Annotated in this window: 14 protein-coding genes; 6 read left to right on the top strand and 8 right to left on the bottom strand. The window is 58.1% G+C overall.

The window, feature by feature from the left end:
* Nucleotides 1-18: 18 nt before the first annotated feature.
* From ACJ8IM_RS00295 to ACJ8IM_RS00285, 3 genes are read right to left on the bottom strand one after another with little or no spacing between them, the layout of a single operon-like run.
* Entirely contained in the window at nt 19-1524 is a 1506-nt protein-coding gene (locus tag ACJ8IM_RS00295; RefSeq protein ID WP_051917596.1) for a sugar ABC transporter ATP-binding protein, read from the bottom strand.
* Nucleotides 1521-3038, bottom strand: a complete 1518-nt coding sequence (gene xylB / locus ACJ8IM_RS00290; RefSeq protein WP_033652999.1) for a xylulokinase — start codon at nt 3036-3038, stop codon at nt 1521-1523. The genes ACJ8IM_RS00295 and xylB overlap by 4 nt, the downstream gene beginning before the upstream one ends.
* A gap of 4 nt (nt 3039-3042) precedes the next feature.
* Nucleotides 3043-4077: an NAD(P)-dependent alcohol dehydrogenase gene (locus ACJ8IM_RS00285; protein WP_033653000.1), complete on the bottom strand. Its 1035-nt coding sequence runs from the start codon at nt 4075-4077 to the stop codon at nt 3043-3045.
* Nucleotides 4078-4305: 228 nt separating this feature from the next.
* Between ACJ8IM_RS00285 and ACJ8IM_RS00280 the strand changes: the two genes are divergently transcribed.
* The 3 genes from ACJ8IM_RS00280 (at nt 4306) to ACJ8IM_RS00270 (ending at nt 7990) form a co-directional block, all read left to right on the top strand.
* On the top strand, nt 4306-4860 hold the full coding sequence (locus ACJ8IM_RS00280; RefSeq protein WP_033653185.1) for a D-lyxose/D-mannose family sugar isomerase: 555 nt from the start codon (nt 4306-4308) through the stop codon (nt 4858-4860).
* A gap of 70 nt (nt 4861-4930) precedes the next feature.
* Complete coding sequence (locus ACJ8IM_RS00275) at nt 4931-5932, top strand: LacI family DNA-binding transcriptional regulator (RefSeq protein ID WP_033653001.1); 1002 nt, start codon at nt 4931-4933, stop codon at nt 5930-5932.
* A 171-nt stretch (nt 5933-6103) separates the two neighbouring features.
* The gene (locus ACJ8IM_RS00270; protein ID WP_080289887.1) at nt 6104-7990 is read left to right on the top strand and encodes a hypothetical protein; all 1887 of its coding nucleotides are present in this window, start codon (nt 6104-6106) and stop codon (nt 7988-7990) included.
* A 212-nt stretch (nt 7991-8202) separates the two neighbouring features.
* Here the strand turns inward: ACJ8IM_RS00270 and ACJ8IM_RS00265 are convergent, their stop codons facing one another.
* Together ACJ8IM_RS00265 and ACJ8IM_RS00260 are read right to left on the bottom strand one after the other, a co-directional pair.
* Complete coding sequence (locus tag ACJ8IM_RS00265; protein ID WP_033653002.1) at nt 8203-9153, bottom strand: amidohydrolase family protein; 951 nt, start codon at nt 9151-9153, stop codon at nt 8203-8205.
* A 171-nt stretch (nt 9154-9324) separates the two neighbouring features.
* Entirely contained in the window at nt 9325-9621 is a 297-nt protein-coding gene (locus tag ACJ8IM_RS00260) for a YciI family protein (RefSeq protein WP_033634770.1), read from the bottom strand.
* Between the two features lie 175 nt (nt 9622-9796).
* On the opposite strand from ACJ8IM_RS00260, the gene ACJ8IM_RS00255 reads away from it, so the two are divergent.
* Together ACJ8IM_RS00255 and tonB are read left to right on the top strand one after the other, a co-directional pair.
* On the top strand, nt 9797-10450 hold the full coding sequence (locus tag ACJ8IM_RS00255; protein WP_033634769.1) for an epoxyqueuosine reductase QueH: 654 nt from the start codon (nt 9797-9799) through the stop codon (nt 10448-10450).
* A gap of 236 nt (nt 10451-10686) precedes the next feature.
* Nucleotides 10687-11430 (top strand): TonB system transport protein TonB, encoded by a 744-nt coding sequence (gene tonB, locus ACJ8IM_RS00250; RefSeq protein WP_016927510.1) that lies wholly within the window; start codon nt 10687-10689, stop codon nt 11428-11430.
* 67 nt (nt 11431-11497) lie between these two features.
* Here tonB and yciA read toward each other — a convergent pair whose 3' ends face one another.
* Nucleotides 11498-11926: an acyl-CoA thioester hydrolase YciA gene (yciA, locus tag ACJ8IM_RS00245; RefSeq protein ID WP_004932085.1), complete on the bottom strand. Its 429-nt coding sequence runs from the start codon at nt 11924-11926 to the stop codon at nt 11498-11500.
* A 76-nt stretch (nt 11927-12002) separates the two neighbouring features.
* Nucleotides 12003-12542, bottom strand: a complete 540-nt coding sequence (locus ACJ8IM_RS00240) for a septation protein A (protein WP_004932082.1) — start codon at nt 12540-12542, stop codon at nt 12003-12005.
* A gap of 221 nt (nt 12543-12763) precedes the next feature.
* Here ACJ8IM_RS00240 and ACJ8IM_RS00235 point away from each other — a divergent pair, with 221 nt between their 5' ends.
* Nucleotides 12764-14467, top strand: coding sequence for a SulP family inorganic anion transporter (locus ACJ8IM_RS00235; protein ID WP_033653003.1), 1704 nt, complete (start codon nt 12764-12766; stop codon nt 14465-14467).
* Nucleotides 14468-14519: 52 nt separating this feature from the next.
* Here the strand turns inward: ACJ8IM_RS00235 and ACJ8IM_RS00230 are convergent, their stop codons facing one another.
* Nucleotides 14520-15272, bottom strand: coding sequence for a YciC family protein (locus tag ACJ8IM_RS00230; protein WP_033647584.1), 753 nt, complete (start codon nt 15270-15272; stop codon nt 14520-14522).
* Nucleotides 15273-15285 lie beyond the last annotated feature (13 nt).

Genomic DNA, 15285 nt, shown 5'->3' with positions numbered 1-15285 from the left:
ATTTTTTTTCTCTCTCTGTTAAACCGCAAGTTTCATCAGTGCTGCCTGGGTCGCATCGGCTGCCGAAAGCTCGCCGGCCAACTGCCCGTCACGAAACACCAATATGCGATCGCTCATGCCGATAATTTCCGAAAGCTCGGAGGAAACCATAATGATCCCTTTGTTTTGCAAGGCGAACTCCGACATAAATCGATAGATCTCTTTCTTGGCCCCGACGTCGATACCGCGCGTCGGCTCGTCGAGCAGCAAAACCTCCGGATCCAGCAGCGCCCAACGGCCCAGCACGACTTTTTGCTGGTTGCCGCCGCTCAGGTTGCCCACCGGCTGTTCGCCGTCGTGGGTTTTAACGTTGAAGCGCTGGATCATGTCGCGGGTTCGCGCCTGCTCCCGTTTCTCGCTGACAAACCCCATCCGGCTGATGGCGGCAAAAGAGGCGATATTGATGTTTTCACTGACGGAACGGCACAGCACCAGGCCGGTTTCCTTGCGATCTTCTGTCACGTAGGCAATACCGCTGTCGATGGCCTCGCGCGGAGAGTGGCGGTTCAGCGTCTTGTCGCCCAGGCGAATCGTGCCGCTGTCGGCATGCTGAATGCCGAAGATAAGATCGAGAAATTCACTGCGGCCCGATCCCACCAGCCCATAGATGCCCAGGATCTCACCGTGCTTCAGCTGCAGGCTGATATCTTTTATCTTGCTGCGCCAACACAGGTTATTGACCGCCAGCAAGACCTGTTCGCCGGGCTGATTGAATTTGGCGAACTCGCTGTCGTACCCGCCGCCAATAATGTGTTCGATCAGCTGTTCACGGGTAATGTCGGCGATATAGCCTTCATGGATATAGGCGCCGTCGCGGAAAATGGTGTAGCTGTCCGCGATTTGGAATATTTCTGACAAACGGTGAGAGACGTAAATAATGCCTTTACCTTTTGCCGCCAGTTGCTGAAGCGTCTGAAAGATTTTCTGCGCATCCTCTTCGCCAATCGCCGAGGTGGGTTCATCCATGATGATGATGTCGGCATTGGCATGCGACAGCGCCTTGGCGATCTCGACCAGCTGCTGTTCGGCGACGCTCAGGTTGCGCATTTTTTCTCGGGCGTCGATCTTGAAATCGAGTTCTTTGAGCAGGCTGGCCGTGCGCTGGTTGAGCGTTGCGAAATCGACGAACCCCAGGCGTCTCGGCTCGCGGCCCAGCCAAATGTTTTCGGCCACCGTCAGATCCGGGATCGCGCTCAGCTCCTGCTGCACGATGGCGATGCCGGCATTGAGGGCTTCCCGCGGATGATGAAATTCGCAGCGTTGGCCATTGATAAAAATGTCGCCGCCGTCGGGTTGAATAAAGCCCATCAGAATGCTGAGAAAGGTGGATTTACCCGCGCCGTTGCCGCCGCACAGGGCATGGATGGATCCGCGCCGCAGGCAAAACTCCGCATTCTTGAGCGCCACGACCGGGCCGAAGGCTTTCCTGACGCCGCTGACCTCCAGCAGGTAGGCGGGCGCTGGCGTATGGGGGGCTCGCGTCACAGTTGCACCTCCGGGTAGTTCTGCTGCAAGCGTTGCAGGTAGCGTTGATAAAGCGTCTCGTATTGCGCCTGCCTGCCGGCGTTTGGCGGCGTGCGCGTGGCCTCATCCAGCGCAACGAAGCGTTGGCACAGTTCGGCCAGCAATGCGGCGGCGTTCCGGCGCGGATCGTCGGCCAACATCGTCGCCCACATCGCCTGAATGGCGCCGCCCAGCGCCGCGGTCTCTTTGGCTTTCAGACAGACCACCGGGCATCCCATTACGTCCGCGACGATTTGTCGCCAGGCGGCGCTGCGGGCGCCGCCGCCGGTGAGGCGGATTTCGCGCGCTTCGATGCCCTGACGGCGAAATAGCTCGATGCCATAGCGCAACCCATACGTGGCGCTTTCGACCACCGCCAGGCAGAGATTGGCGCGGGTAAAGTTGTCGCTATCGAGGTTATGCAGGCTGGCGCGCGCGTGGGGCAATGGCGGAACGCGTTCGCCATTGAAGAACGGCAGCATCTCGACACCGCCTGCGCCGGGCGAAGCCTGCGCCAGCAAAGCGTTAAAGCCGGCAAGATCTTGGTCCAGCAGCGTTTGTACCGCGGTGGTGGCCGAGGTGACATTCATGGTGCAAATCAATGGCAGCCACCCGTTGGTGCTGGAGCAGAAGCCGGCAATCATGTCCGATTCCGCCGTGACGGGGGCGGCGGACCAGGCGAACAGCGTGCCGGAGGTGCCCAGGCTCAGGGTGAGGGTGCCGGCCTCGATGTTGCCGGAACCGATGGCCGCCATCATGTTGTCGCCGCCGCCGGTCGAGACCCGCACTGCCGGGCCGAGGCCGAGTTTTTCCGCCGCGGCGGGGCGCACCGTGCCGATGCAGCACTCCGCGCTTTTGAGCGGCGGCAGGGCTTGCCACAGGCGGCCGCTGTCGTCGATGAGATCGACGGCGGTTTTGCTCCAGCGACGGGTGCGCACATCGAACAACCCGGTGCCGGAAGCGTCGCCATATTCCGCTACGCGCTCCCCGGTCAGCCAGAAGTTCAAGTAGTCATGGGGCAACAACACGGTATGCAGTTGTGCCCACAGCGCCGGATGGTGCGTCTTGAACCAAAGGATTTTTGACGCGGTATAGCCGGTGGCGATCCGCAGGCCAAGCGTTTCCAGCGAGCCGTTGGTTCCGCCGAGCTGTTGCAGGAGCCGTTCGTTTTCCTCTGCGGTTTCGGTATCGCACCACAGCTTGACGCTGTGCAGCACGTTGCCGTCTGCGTCCAGCGGCACAAACCCATGTTGTTGGCCCGAGACCCCCAGAGCGTGAATCTCCCGTGCATCAACGCCGGCGTGAGTCACGGCTTGGCGAAAAGCGATGACTAGCGCCTCAATCCACCAGTCGGCCTCCTGTTCGCGCCGGCCATTGGCTTGGCTGATGAGGCGGTGAGGGGCATTGCCCTCACCGAGGATCACGCCCTGTGTGCTGTCGACAATCACGACTTTCGTGCCTTGCGTACCGCAGTCTATGCCAGCATAGAGCGCCATAGGATCACTCCATCTCCAGCATGATTTTGATGTCTGAGGCATGTCCCGCCGCCGCGCGCTCGAAGGCCGCCACACTGTCGGAGAACTTGTAGGTTTGGCTTATCAACGGCTGGACACGCAGCTTGCCGCTGCTCAACAGCCGCAGCGTGCGCGGGTACATGTTGGCGTAGCGGAAAATGGTCTTGAAGGTAATTTCCTTGGCCTGCGCGGCGACGATATCCAGCGGCGCGGCATCGATCGGCATGCCGACCAGCACGGCGGTCGCCCCGGGCGCCGCATGTTCGGCCAGCGTAGCGATAGCCGGTTTCGCGCCGCTGCATTCAAACACGACATCGGCGCCATTGCCGCTGGTGAGGGCGGCCACTTTCCCCGCCAGGTCGCCGGTTTTGATATTGACGGCGTGCAGCCCCTCGTAACTGGCCTCAACGGCGAGTTTTTCGTCGAACAGATCGCAAATAATGACGTCCGAGCAGCCGCCCGCCAGCGCCGCGAGGGCGGTGACCACGCCGATCGGCCCGGCGCCGATCACCAGCGCGATATCGCCGGGTTTGATCCCGGCTTTGGTGGCCGCTTGCATGCCGATGGCTAAGGGTTCCACCATGGCGCCTTCAGCGAAACTGACGTTGTCCGGCAATTTGAACGTGAAGGCGGCAGGGTGGATGACGGTTTCGCGCAGGCAACCGTGTACCGGCGGCGTCGCCCAGAAGCGAACGGCCGGGTCAAGGTTGTAAATACCGGCGCGCGTCTGCGCCGAGTTGAGATCGGGAATGCCGGGCTCCATGCAAACGCGATCGCCGATGCTGAGGTGAGTGACGTTTTTACCTGTCGCGAGCACCACGCCGGAGGCTTCATGGCCGAGCACCATCGGGGCGTTAACCACGAACGGGCCAATGCGGCCATGTTGGTAATAGTGCACATCACTGCCGCAGATGCCCACGGAATGAATTTTTATCTGCACATCATCGGGGCCCAGCGTTTCGGCAAGCTGGACGTCCTCGATAGCGATTTCCCCCGCTTTGGCCAACACTAATGCTTTCATATTGCCTCCTGGTGAATCATTTTTATGGTAACGGTATCATTTCAATGCGGCGATATTGGGCCAAAGCGAGGGGGTAAACTGTGATCGATGTTGGAATTACTCGACGAGAGTTAATTTTGCTGGTGGGTTGTTATTCAATATGGGGATAACGATCACAAAATCGGCGATGCAATGACGGTTTTAATATCAGCGTGTTGATATCGATACCGTTACTTTGCAGGGGAAATGATGAACAAACGACAAACCGCCATGGCCGCTACGCTGGAATATTTGCGCAAGGCGGACATTATTCTGACCGAAGAAGAACAGCAACGTATTGAAATTGCTACATTTGGTCTGGCCGATTATCCCGCCTCAGGGCTGCAACTGCTGACCTATGTCAACTCGCCTCGCTATTGTGCGAAAGAGCTGGTGCTGTTTCCAGAGCAGACTTGCCCGGAACATTTGCATCCTCCTTTCGCCGGCACGCCGGGCAAGCAAGAGACGTTTCGCTGCCGTTGGGGCGAGGTGTTTCTGTTTGTCGATGATGAAAACCTGACGCTTAATGACGCCGGCGGTGAACCGGTATGCCGGGTGCCAGAGGGCGCGGAGCCTTGGTATACCTGCAATCGCTATATCCTCTTGCGGCCGGGCGAGCAATACACCATCGCGCCCAATACCCGGCACTGGTTTCAGGCTGGAAAGCGGGGGGCGGTGGTGTCCGAGTTCTCTTCCGAGAGCCGTGACGAGCTGGATATCTTTACCGATCCCCGGATTAACCGCCTGGCGGGCGTAAACCATTAGCGCCACGATGAAAGTTCTGTCATGATGTTGTTAATGGTACAAAATGATACTCAAAGCTAAGGAGCTGCATTTGGCAGTGGGTCGAGGACGGAAAGCGACGCTGGCTAGCGTCGCCGCACAGGCAAACGTCAGTAAAATCACCGCGTCGCGGGCATTTTCACAGCCGGACAAAGTTCATCCGGAAACGCTGCGCCGCATTCGGGAGACCGCTGCCGAGCTCGGCTATGTGGTCAATGCCGCAGCGCGCAACCTGCGGGCGAAAAGCAGCAGAACCATCGGTATCGTCAACCCTGATATGGCCAACCCGTTCTTTGGCGGCCTGACGCGGCTGATGACGCTTGAAGCGCAAAAAATGGGATACGACACCCTGGTGTTCGACTCCTATGAGTCTCAGGAAAGCGAAGACAGAATCATCGACAAACTGATTGGCTACAACGTCGATGCGATCATTCTCTCGGTCATTTCCAACGATCATCTGTACCAGCCTTCCTACCTAAAACGGTTGGAAACATTGAATATCCCGGTGGTTTTGATCGACCGGGAGCTGGACAATCGCCACTGCAGCGGGGTGTATATCGATAACCTGGACTGCGGCCTCCAGGCGGGGCGCTGGCTGCTGGAACAGAAAGCGCAGCGGGTGGTGGTGGTGTCCGGGCCGGAAAACTCCAACGTGGCGCGTGACAGGGTAACTGGCTTGCAAGCGGCATTACAAGGCAAGGTGGCGTCGCTTGAAGTGCTGTATGCCGATTTCTTTATGGATGTCGCCTGGCAAGAAACGAGCCGTTGGCTGGCCAATAACCGCGCACCGGACTTTTTCGTCGGCTGCAATAACCAGATCTCCCTGGGCATTATCAAGGCCTGCATTGAACACCGGCTGCCGTTGATGCAGGACGTAGCGCTGTTCAGCATCGATGAGGTTTCACATGCTGAGATCTACGGTTTTCATTTCCCCTGCGTGTCGCATGATTTGCAAGAGATCGCCTGGCAAGCGTTGAATCTGGCGATCCGGCGCATTGCCGACCCCGATATCAAGCCGGGCAAGGTGGTGGTGCGGGGAAAACTCATCGCGTAGTGGCCTTTCTCTGCCTTTGTATGGGGATAACGGGAGCGAAAGGAAGCGTTATATCCAATTGACCGGTATGTTCGGTGGGTAATAGAACAACATCCCCGCTATTGATGCACGGTTCATTCGCTTATAGAGTCACATGGCTGTATATAAATACAGTAATCACATGAGGATAATATGATGAATACCTGCCCTGATATCGCTACGTTGCGAAACACTCTTCCTGGCGCGGTCGGCGAATTGATCACCGTGACCGCATACTACGGCGATTGGAATGTCAGCAATCGTCAGCCCATCGGCGGCGGTATCTTCGTCGCCAAAGCACAATCTACACCGATGGATGACGGCGGGATGTTCATCCGCCCTAACGCCGCTTGGTTGTGGGTGCGCGTTCTGGACGTGGCCGGCACGGTGTCGCCTTATATGTTCGGCGCGAAAGGTGACGGTATTTCAGAGGATGCCACTGCCATTCAGGCTGCTCACGATTATGCCAGTTCACAGGCTGTCTCCAGCGGTTCTCGTATATTGAAAAACGGCAATCTGCAGTTCGGGAGCGGACAATTTAAATGTACGAAAACGCTGAAGCTGGATTTGAAAACCGTTGATTACGATTTTTCCGGCGCCTTGCTGGATTTTAGCGCCATGACACAAGGCAACAGCATCGACCGCAAAGTCGCGATTCAATGGCAAAACAACGCCGGTTATACCCAGGGCAATCTCAGCGTGAAAAATTTGCGTATGATTGGTCCTGGGGCCAATTCATTTGTCGATGGCATGACGTTTTCTACTTCGCTCTCGGCAAGCTATGGCCGAAATTCGCTGACCTTTATCGGCGGCGGGATCGAAGGTTTTGCCTATGGCATAACAGGTACTACCGATTTTTACTTCCTGCGCATGTACGGCTTTAGTTTCAATCACTGCGACATTTGCTATTACTTCCCCGACAATACTTCCAATTCCGGTGAAGAGATGAATTTCCATAGCTGCATTTTCGCTCAGAGTAATTGCGGGGTGAAATTACAGGGAGGGTACAGCTATTTCTTAAACTGTTCCTTCGATTACATTTACGGTAAAAACGGACCGCAAACCTCCACCAGTCATGTCGGAAAGTATATGCATATCGAGGGTGGGCAACATATTTTCCGCGATTGTCACGTTGAAGGCTATGGCCCACAAAATTACATCCTGAACATCCCGGATGCTAAACGTTGCAAGGTCAATATTATCGGCGGTCTGTTTACCTTCAAAGCCGGCGGTAGCCCAACGGCCTATCCGACAACCTCTAACCCATTCTATGTGGGTGATTTGGCGCGAGTGGTATTTGATAAAGTCAATATCGGTCAGATGCAACAAGGTGGTGACACCAACGTCAGTGGTTGGATTGATGGCACGGGTTCTGTCTCTTTGCGTAATACGCAATTGCCTATCGCCTGGCCTTATCTGTTAACTCAGGTGCGAACCGATACCGCCGTAGAGGACAATTGGCTGGATGGCACGACGTATAGCAACGGTAGCGACAAATGGACTGAGGAAGTTTGGGTTCTGCCGCCGGGAGGTGTTAATACGGTACGCAAATCTCGCTACGGGTGGGGTACGGCTAACAGCACCAATTTTAGCCTTATTCGCCAGGCCGATTTCGTTTCATTGGGGCGCAACGCGGCCGCTGGTGATGGTGTGTTCCAGGCGGTGCTGGGAACCCTCAGCCTGAAAGGTTACGGCAGCGTTATTCACCATGTTCGCGCCAACACTTACGCGGGTGATGGGCAACGCTGCCAGGTCAAAATCTTATGGGCGAAACTGCGCGAATATGGTCCGCACCAGGACGTTGAACCCCAAATTCTCAAGCAACAAACCGGTCACGTTTACACCTATCAATTTAGCGGCAATGAATCTGATCTGAAGAGCGTTATCATCCCAGGCCAAATGCAGGGCTATCCTACGCAGCCTCCCGCCTTCGAGCGAGCGCCGGACTGGGCTACGCACGCTTTCTTGCTTATTGACGTCACCGAAATGAAAAGCAACTTTGACCTGCGCATTACGGATGTTTATCTGCGACAGGTCTGACGCAGTTTCCCAACATTAACCTGTCACGGCATGTCGCACACCCCGTTATTACGAGAGGGGTGTGCGACATTGACGACGCAGCGTTTTACGCGGCTGTCGCTGGCGCTACGTGAAGCGCGACTTTTTAAAGAGCCGCATAAAGCCCACTTGAGCTAGCCGGAATCCGGGGCTGGAATGGAGTCTCCTGCCCGTTACTGAATGACGACGGATCTTCAGTCCGTGCTCAGCCCAAACACCGCCGCCGCATTGCGATCCAAAATGGCGTTCACGTCTGCCTCCGGCAATCCCGCACGGCGGATGTAGTCCACCGTGGTTTGAAACAGGTCGCCCGGCTGGAACGGGAAATCGGTGCCGAACAGCAGCCGCTCTGCGCCGAAGGTCGCCGCCGCCGCTTGCAACGCGGGCACCTGATCGTGGCCTACCGTGTCGTACCACATGCGCAGAGCGGCGCGGCTCGGCGGTTCCGGCGTATGCGGCGCTTCCCACGCGACGGTTTGGTCGAGACGCTCCAGCGTCATCGGCAGCAGGCCGCCCAGGTGCGGCACAATGATTTTCATCTCCGGAAAGCGTTGGGGGATGCCGTGGAGAATAAAGTGCATGGCGGCGACCGTATCTTCGATCGGCGCGCCAATCGACCAGGTCAAAGCGTAATCGGCGATCAGCGGCGAATGCGCGCCGCGGCCGGCGGGATGAATGGCCAGCACGCTGTGGCGGCGATTGAGTTCCTGATAGAGCGGCTCGAACAGCGGGTTGGCAATAGACAGCCCGAGCACCGAGGTGGTGATGCAGGCGCCCAGCATATTGAGCTGGGTAAAGGCCCTTTCAAGCTCGAGCAACGCCGCGTCGATATGCGGCAGCGGCAAAGAAGCGATAGCCCGAAAGCGGGTGGGATAACGCGCTACCAGTTCCGCATATTCATCATTGATCCGGCGCGCGGCATCAACAGCCGCCTGTTCGTCTTCCAGATGCGGCGACAGCGGCGTCGCCGACAGGATTTGCATGTCGATGCCGGCGCTGTCCAGCAGGGCGAAGCGGGCGTCGAGTTCGCGCTCGGTGCGGCCGGCGCCCAGTTGCCGATAGGCGGCGACGTCGTGCACGCCATGCGCTTGCAAAAGATCCAGATACTCTGTGCTCCACAGGTGAGCGTGTACGTCGAGTCGCATCGGTCTATCTCCCGGCTTCGCGGCGATGCCGCGGGTTCAGGAGAGTATAGGCGGGCGACGCGACGCCTCCTGAAGGGAGAGCATTTTTTCTACCGACGGGTTAGGGTGAAAGCACGCATTGATCCGGGAACGGCGCGCGAACGGGCGTTCCCGGTATTGCGGGGCTGGAGATCAGAACACCTGCTTGAACGGTTTCACCGTCACGTCGGCATAGACACCGGCGGCGATATAGGGATCCTGTTGCGCCCAGGCCTGGGCTTGCGCCAGCGACTCGAATTCGGCGATCACCGTCGAACCGGTAAAGCCGGCGGCGCCGGGATCGTTGCTGTCGATGGCCGGGTTAGGGCCGGCGACCACCAGGCGACCGGCGTCGCGCAGCGCCTGCAGGCGCGCCAGGTGTGCCGGACGCACCGCCAGACGATTTTCCAGCGAGTTGGGGACGTCTTGCGCGTAGATCAGATAAAGCATGTTTCACCTTTAAAATCATGGCTATAAAACGGTGCTACCAAGGTAGCGCAAAAGGCGCGACAGGGGAACGGCGTAGGGCGAATTTCCCGGCGGATTGGCGCTTATGCCTTGAAGCCGCTACTTTTTATTCGTATAGTGCGGCGCGCTTAAACTGATATGCCATTGAGGTGAGGACATGACGGAACTGGTAAGGGAAAAACTCGATTTGCCGGCGGGCAAAAGCAAACTGCTGCTGCATTCGTGCTGCGCGCCCTGTTCCGGCGAGGTGATGGAAGCGATCCAGGCCTCCGGGATCGAGTACGCCATTTTCTTCTATAACCCCAATATTCATCCGCAAAAAGAGTATCTGCTGCGCAAGGAAGAGAACATCCGCTTCGCCGAAAAGCACGGGGTGCCGATCATCGATGCCGATTACGATACCGACAACTGGTTCGCCCGCGCCAAGGGGATGGAGAATGAGCCGGAGCGCGGTATCCGCTGCACCATGTGTTTCGACATGCGTTTCGAGCGCACGGCGCTGTATGCGCATGAGCACGGTTACGACACCATCTCCAGCTCGCTCGGCATTTCGCGCTGGAAGAACATGCAGCAGATCACCGACTGCGGCATTCGCGCGGCGGAAAAGTATCCTGACCTGGTGTACTGGGATTACAACTGGCGCAAGAAGGGCGGTTCGTCGCGCATGATAGAGATCAGCAAGCGCGAACGCTTCTATCAGCAGGAATACTGCGGCTGCGTCTATTCGCTGCGCGACACCAACCTGCACCGCAAGGCGCAAGGGCGGCCGCTGATCAAGCTGGGCGTGCTTTACTATGGCGATGAAGAATAACGCTTAATCACCGCAATCAACCCGCTACGGCGGGTTTTTTACTTTTTGACGCCAGGCGAAACGTTAATGAAGCGTGGTGTTCCGGCGATAAAAAAGCAACGGCCAGGTTAATATCCTTATGAGTTTGCTGGTTTTAGCCGCGCATACTGACGATTAAAGCGATAGTTTGCCTTTCGTTATTGAATATGATTGCTATTTGCATTTAAACTTGGCGAACCAGAGGAAACAGAATCATTATGCCGCTAAAAAAGATGTTCCTTAATCGCCGTATATCCGTGCCTTTCGTCTTGTCCGTAGGCCTGCACAGCGCCCTGGTGGCGGGATTGCTTTACGCTTCGGTAAAAGAAGTGGTGGAGCTGCCGAAGCCAGAGGACGCGCCGATCAGCGTCATGATGGTCAACACCGCCGCGATGGCCGAACCGCCACCGCCGGCACCGGCCGAGCCGGAGCCGCCGCAGGTCGAACCTGAGCCGGAGCCAGAACCGGAGCCTATCGTGGAGCCGCCGCCGAAGGCGATCGTGAAGCCGGAGCCGGTCAAGCCGAAACCGAAGCCTAAGCCGAAGCCGAAGGTCGAAAAACAGGTCAAACCGGAGCCGAAGAAGGTCGAGCCGCGCGAGCCGTCGCCGTTCAACAACGATTCGCCGGCCAAGCCGATCGATAAAGCGCCGGTGAAACAGGCGCCTGCTGCGCCGGTGCAGGGCAACTCGCGCGAGGTCGGGCCAAGGCCGATCAGCCGCGCCAATCCGCTCTATCCGCCGCGGGCCCAGGCTTTGCAGATCGAAGGCAACGTGCGGGTACAGTTCGATATCGACAGCGACGGGCGCGTGAGCAACGTGCGCATCTTGTCGGCCGAGCCGCGCAACATGTTTGAGCGTGAAGTGAAGCAGGCGATGCGCAAGTGGCGCTATGAAGCCAAAGAAGCGAAAGATCGCACCGTCACTATCCGCTTCAAGCTGAACGGCACGACTGAATTGAACTGAGTTCGGTCAACACAAAAAGAAAGGGTCGCCTCGGCGACCCTTTTTGCATTTGCGGCGTAGCGTCAGTTTATTCTTCGAAGCCGACGCGGAAATTCATTTTGCCCTCAGGCAGCGCGCGCGAGTTGCCTTCCGCATCGACAGCCACATAGGTGAACACCGCTTCGGTCGCCCGGTAGCGCTGGCCGATCGGGGCGGAGGAGACTTTCTTGACCCACACTTCGATATTGATGGTGATCGAGCTGCGCCCGGTGCGGATGCAGTGCGCATAGCAGCAAACCACATCACCTACCGCCACCGGTTTCAGGAAGGTCATGCCGTCCACGCGCACGGTCACCACGCGCCCTTCGGCGATCTCTTTTGCCTGGATGGCGCCGCCGATATCCATTTGCGACATCAGCCAGCCGCCGAAGATATCGCCGTTGGCATTGGTATCGGCCGGCATCGCCAGCGTGCGCAGCACCAGCTCGCCGCTGGGTAAAGGTCGTTGTTGTGTCATAGCAGTCTGCTTTTAAAGGGAGGGAATAACATCATACTGCCCGCGGCAAGCGCCGCAGGCATTAACAATTTTGTAACTATTTTTTCTGTTCTTCCGGCATGTGCCGGTAAATATAGATACCGCTGAGGAGGGTGAAGACCAGCGTCAGCACCGTCAGGCCAAAGACTTTGAAATTGACCCAGACGCTTTGCGGCAGCCAGAAGGCGACATAGATGTTCGCCAGGCCGCAGGCCAGGAAAAAGACCGCCCAGGCCAGGTTAAGGTTGCTCCACACTTTGTCCGGCAGCGTCAGCTCTTTGCCCAGCATGCGCTGAACCAGCGGTTTTTTGAGCACCCATTGGCTGATCAGCAGCGCCAGCGCGAACAGCGCGTAAATCACCGTGACCTTCCATTTGATGAACAAATCGTTGTGGAACACCAGCGTCAGGGTGCCGAACACCAGCACCATCAGGAAGGTGATCAACGTCATCTTCTCGACCTTGCGGTATTTAACCCAGGTGAACACCAGCGCCAGTGCGGTAGCGACGATCAACGCGCCGGAAGCGACGTAAATATCGTACAGCTTGTAAAAAGCGAAAAAGACAATTAACGGGAGGAAATCAAGAAACTGCTTCATAAATCAATCCATCATCTGTTCATCGGCCGACTATACCGGATTCGGCGAGCTCTGTGTACCGCCGGGCGCTGCCGATTATCGGCGTTTGGCCGGCGGATTTCTGCCGCGAAAGCAGGAATTTGCATAAACTTACGCGAGAAAGCGCGGGCGCATTGCCAGCGCGTGCCGCAGGCCGCATAGTAAGTAGCATAATAACCAGATAATTTATCGCGGAAAACAGCATGCAGTGGAAATCTCTCCAGGCTCTGACGCCGGGTTTGACGCATTTATTGGGCTATCAACGCAGTTGGCTCAAGCCGGATATTCGCGCCGGCCTTTCCGTCGCCGCCGTCGCCTTGCCGGTGGCCATCGCCTATGCCGAGCTGGCCGGGGTCAGCCCGGTGGTGGGGCTCTATTCCTGTATTTTGCCGATGGTGGCCTATGCGCTGTTCGGATCGTCACGCCAGCTGATCGTCGGGCCCGACGCCGCCACCTGTGCGGTGATCGCCGCGGTGGTGACGCCGCTGGCGGCGGGCAATATGGAGCGCCATTGGCAACTGACCATCATGATGACCGCCATGATGGGCGGCTGGTGCCTGCTGGCCAGCCGGTTCAAGCTGGGGGCGCTGGCGGATCTGCTGTCGCGGCCGATCCTCAGCGGGTTGCTGAACGGGGTGGCGATCACCATTATGGTCGATCAGATCGGCAAGGTGTTGGGGTTCACGGTGCGCCCGGCGCAGCTGATCGAGCGCATCTACGCGCTGCCCGGCAACCTGCTGCACAGCGACTGGCTGACGATGGCGGTGTCGTTATTGACGCTGGTGACGCTGCTCGGATTTAAAAAATGGCGGCCTAACTGGCCGGCACCGCTGTTCGCCATCGTGCTGGCGGCGTTCGTGACCTGGGCGGGCGGCCTGCAACAGCATGGCGTGGTGACGGTGGGCGGTTTCAGCGGCGTGTTGCCGATCGTCCAGTGGCCGGATTTCCAGCCCGGTTTACTGCGCGACATGGTGATCCCGGCGCTCAACCTGGCGGTGGTGAGTTTTGTCAGCATGATGCTCACCGCCCGCAGCTTTGCCGCCAAAAACGGTTATGAGGTGAACGCCGACGCCGAGTTTCGCGCGCTGGGGCTGGTGAATATCGTCTCTGCGCTGTCACAAGGTTTCGCCATCAGCGGCGCAGACTCGCGCACCGCGGTGAATGACGCCAACGGCGGCAAGAGCCAGCTGGTGTCGATCATCGCCGCCGCGGTAATCACCTTCGTCTTGCTGTTCCTGATGTCGCCGCTGCAGTTTATTCCGGTGGCGGGATTGGGGGTGGTGCTGATGTATGCGGCCTGGTCACTGCTGGACATCCGCGGCATCTGGATCTTGCGCCGTCGCAACGCGCAGGCGTTCCGCCTGGCGCTGTTTACCTTCCTCAGCGTGCTGCTGGTGGGGGTGATCAGCGGCATCGGGCTGGCGGTGTTGCTGGGGTTGATGCAGTTTCTGCGCACCGTCTTCCGGCCGACGGAACAGCTGCTGGGCGTCAACGACGAAGGCATGATCCATTCCATGGGCAACAACAATGGGGTGAAGGCGGTGCCCGGCGTCATGATGTATCGTTTCAATTCGCCGCTGACCTATTTCAACGTGGCGTACTTCAAACGCCGCATTCTCAATTTGGTCGACGGCACGCCGTTCCAGCCGCGTTGGGTGGTGGTGGACGCGGTGGCCAGTTTTACCCATGCCGATATCAGCGTGTTGGCGGCCATCGACGAACTGAAACGCGATCTGTTACAGCGTAACGTTAGACTGGTGCTGGCGGGGCGCCGCACCGAGCTGACGCGCTGGTTCCGCATCAACCGCTTAGGGCGCGACAAAGAGCTGATTTTGGTGCCGGATCTGTATCTGGCGCTGAAGCTGATTCAGAGTAAGGAGCAGGCGGAAGCCGCCGTGATGGGGTAAACAAAAAAGGGGCGCGCCGAAGCGTGCCCCTTGATTTTCGCTGACGCCGGCGTTAGCCGCGCAGCAGCATATACAGGCGGAACAGGTAGATCAGCAGCAGGGCAGACACCAGGTTGCTCAACGCGGTCAACACCACGCTGGCGACGTTCGGCGTCAGCACCGACAGATGGCTCACCAAAAACAGCACCAGCAGTTTGGCCGCCAGCCACAGCATCATCGCCGGCACGATCACGCGCGCATTGGCGAAGGCCAGTTTGCTGCTCAGCTTGAGCGAAGCGAACACGCCTTTCTTGTCGACCGAGGCGATCACCGGCGCCAGCGCGAAGGCGATCGCCATCAGCACGCCCGGCACCACAAACAGCGTCAGGCCAAGCTGGATCAGCAGGGTGCAGATAAACAGCAGCAGCAGCAGGCGCGGCAAGTCGGGCGCCGAGGCGCCGAGCGCGCGCAGGGCGCTGGTGCGTTGCCCTTGCGACACCAGACGAATCAGCGTCAACATCCCGCCGACCAGCAGCACGTTGCCGACCAGCGCGGAGAAGGTGGCGGCCGCCGACACTTTCAGCAACACCATCTGCTGTTCCGGCGTCATCTGCTGGATCACTTCCTGAATGCCCATACCGGTAGACGAAGCGAAATCGCTGGTGGTGGCAGCGAGCGTCGCCAACTGTTCGGCATCGGGGCTGAAGGCCTGATTCAGCAGCACGGAGATAAACGCCGTCAACAACGCCAGCATCAGGATACTGGCCAGTTGGTTGCGTAAAAAGTTAAAACTGTCACGGTACAAAGCGTTGGCCGTGATAGACATGCAGACTCCTTGG

Source organism: Serratia sp. CY33525, from assembly GCF_052169115.1.
GTDB lineage: Bacteria > Pseudomonadota > Gammaproteobacteria > Enterobacterales > Enterobacteriaceae > Serratia > Serratia sarumanii.
This window is presented reverse-complemented; position numbering and strand designations above follow the sequence as displayed.

What these genes read in the sequence shown, in the direction of transcription:
- ACJ8IM_RS00260 (WP_033634770.1), bottom strand. Translation starts at nt 9,621, where the DNA reads ATGCTTTATCTGATCTACGCGCAAGACGTCCCCAACTCGCTGGAAAAT.
- ACJ8IM_RS00240 (WP_004932082.1), bottom strand. Translation starts at nt 12,542, where the DNA reads ATGAAGCAGTTTCTTGATTTCCTCCCGTTAATTGTCTTTTTCGCTTTT.
- tonB (WP_016927510.1), top strand. Translation starts at nt 10,687, where the DNA reads ATGCCGCTAAAAAAGATGTTCCTTAATCGCCGTATATCCGTGCCTTTC.
- ACJ8IM_RS00235 (WP_033653003.1), top strand. Translation starts at nt 12,764, where the DNA reads ATGCAGTGGAAATCTCTCCAGGCTCTGACGCCGGGTTTGACGCATTTA.
- ACJ8IM_RS00285 (WP_033653000.1), bottom strand. Translation starts at nt 4,077, where the DNA reads ATGAAAGCATTAGTGTTGGCCAAAGCGGGGGAAATCGCTATCGAGGAC.
- ACJ8IM_RS00280 (WP_033653185.1), top strand. Translation starts at nt 4,306, where the DNA reads ATGAACAAACGACAAACCGCCATGGCCGCTACGCTGGAATATTTGCGC.
- ACJ8IM_RS00255 (WP_033634769.1), top strand. Translation starts at nt 9,797, where the DNA reads ATGACGGAACTGGTAAGGGAAAAACTCGATTTGCCGGCGGGCAAAAGC.
- xylB (WP_033652999.1), bottom strand. Translation starts at nt 3,038, where the DNA reads ATGGCGCTCTATGCTGGCATAGACTGCGGTACGCAAGGCACGAAAGTC.
- ACJ8IM_RS00230 (WP_033647584.1), bottom strand. Translation starts at nt 15,272, where the DNA reads ATGTCTATCACGGCCAACGCTTTGTACCGTGACAGTTTTAACTTTTTA.
- ACJ8IM_RS00265 (WP_033653002.1), bottom strand. Translation starts at nt 9,153, where the DNA reads ATGCGACTCGACGTACACGCTCACCTGTGGAGCACAGAGTATCTGGAT.
- ACJ8IM_RS00270 (WP_080289887.1), top strand. Translation starts at nt 6,104, where the DNA reads ATGATGAATACCTGCCCTGATATCGCTACGTTGCGAAACACTCTTCCT.
- yciA (WP_004932085.1), bottom strand. Translation starts at nt 11,926, where the DNA reads ATGACACAACAACGACCTTTACCCAGCGGCGAGCTGGTGCTGCGCACG.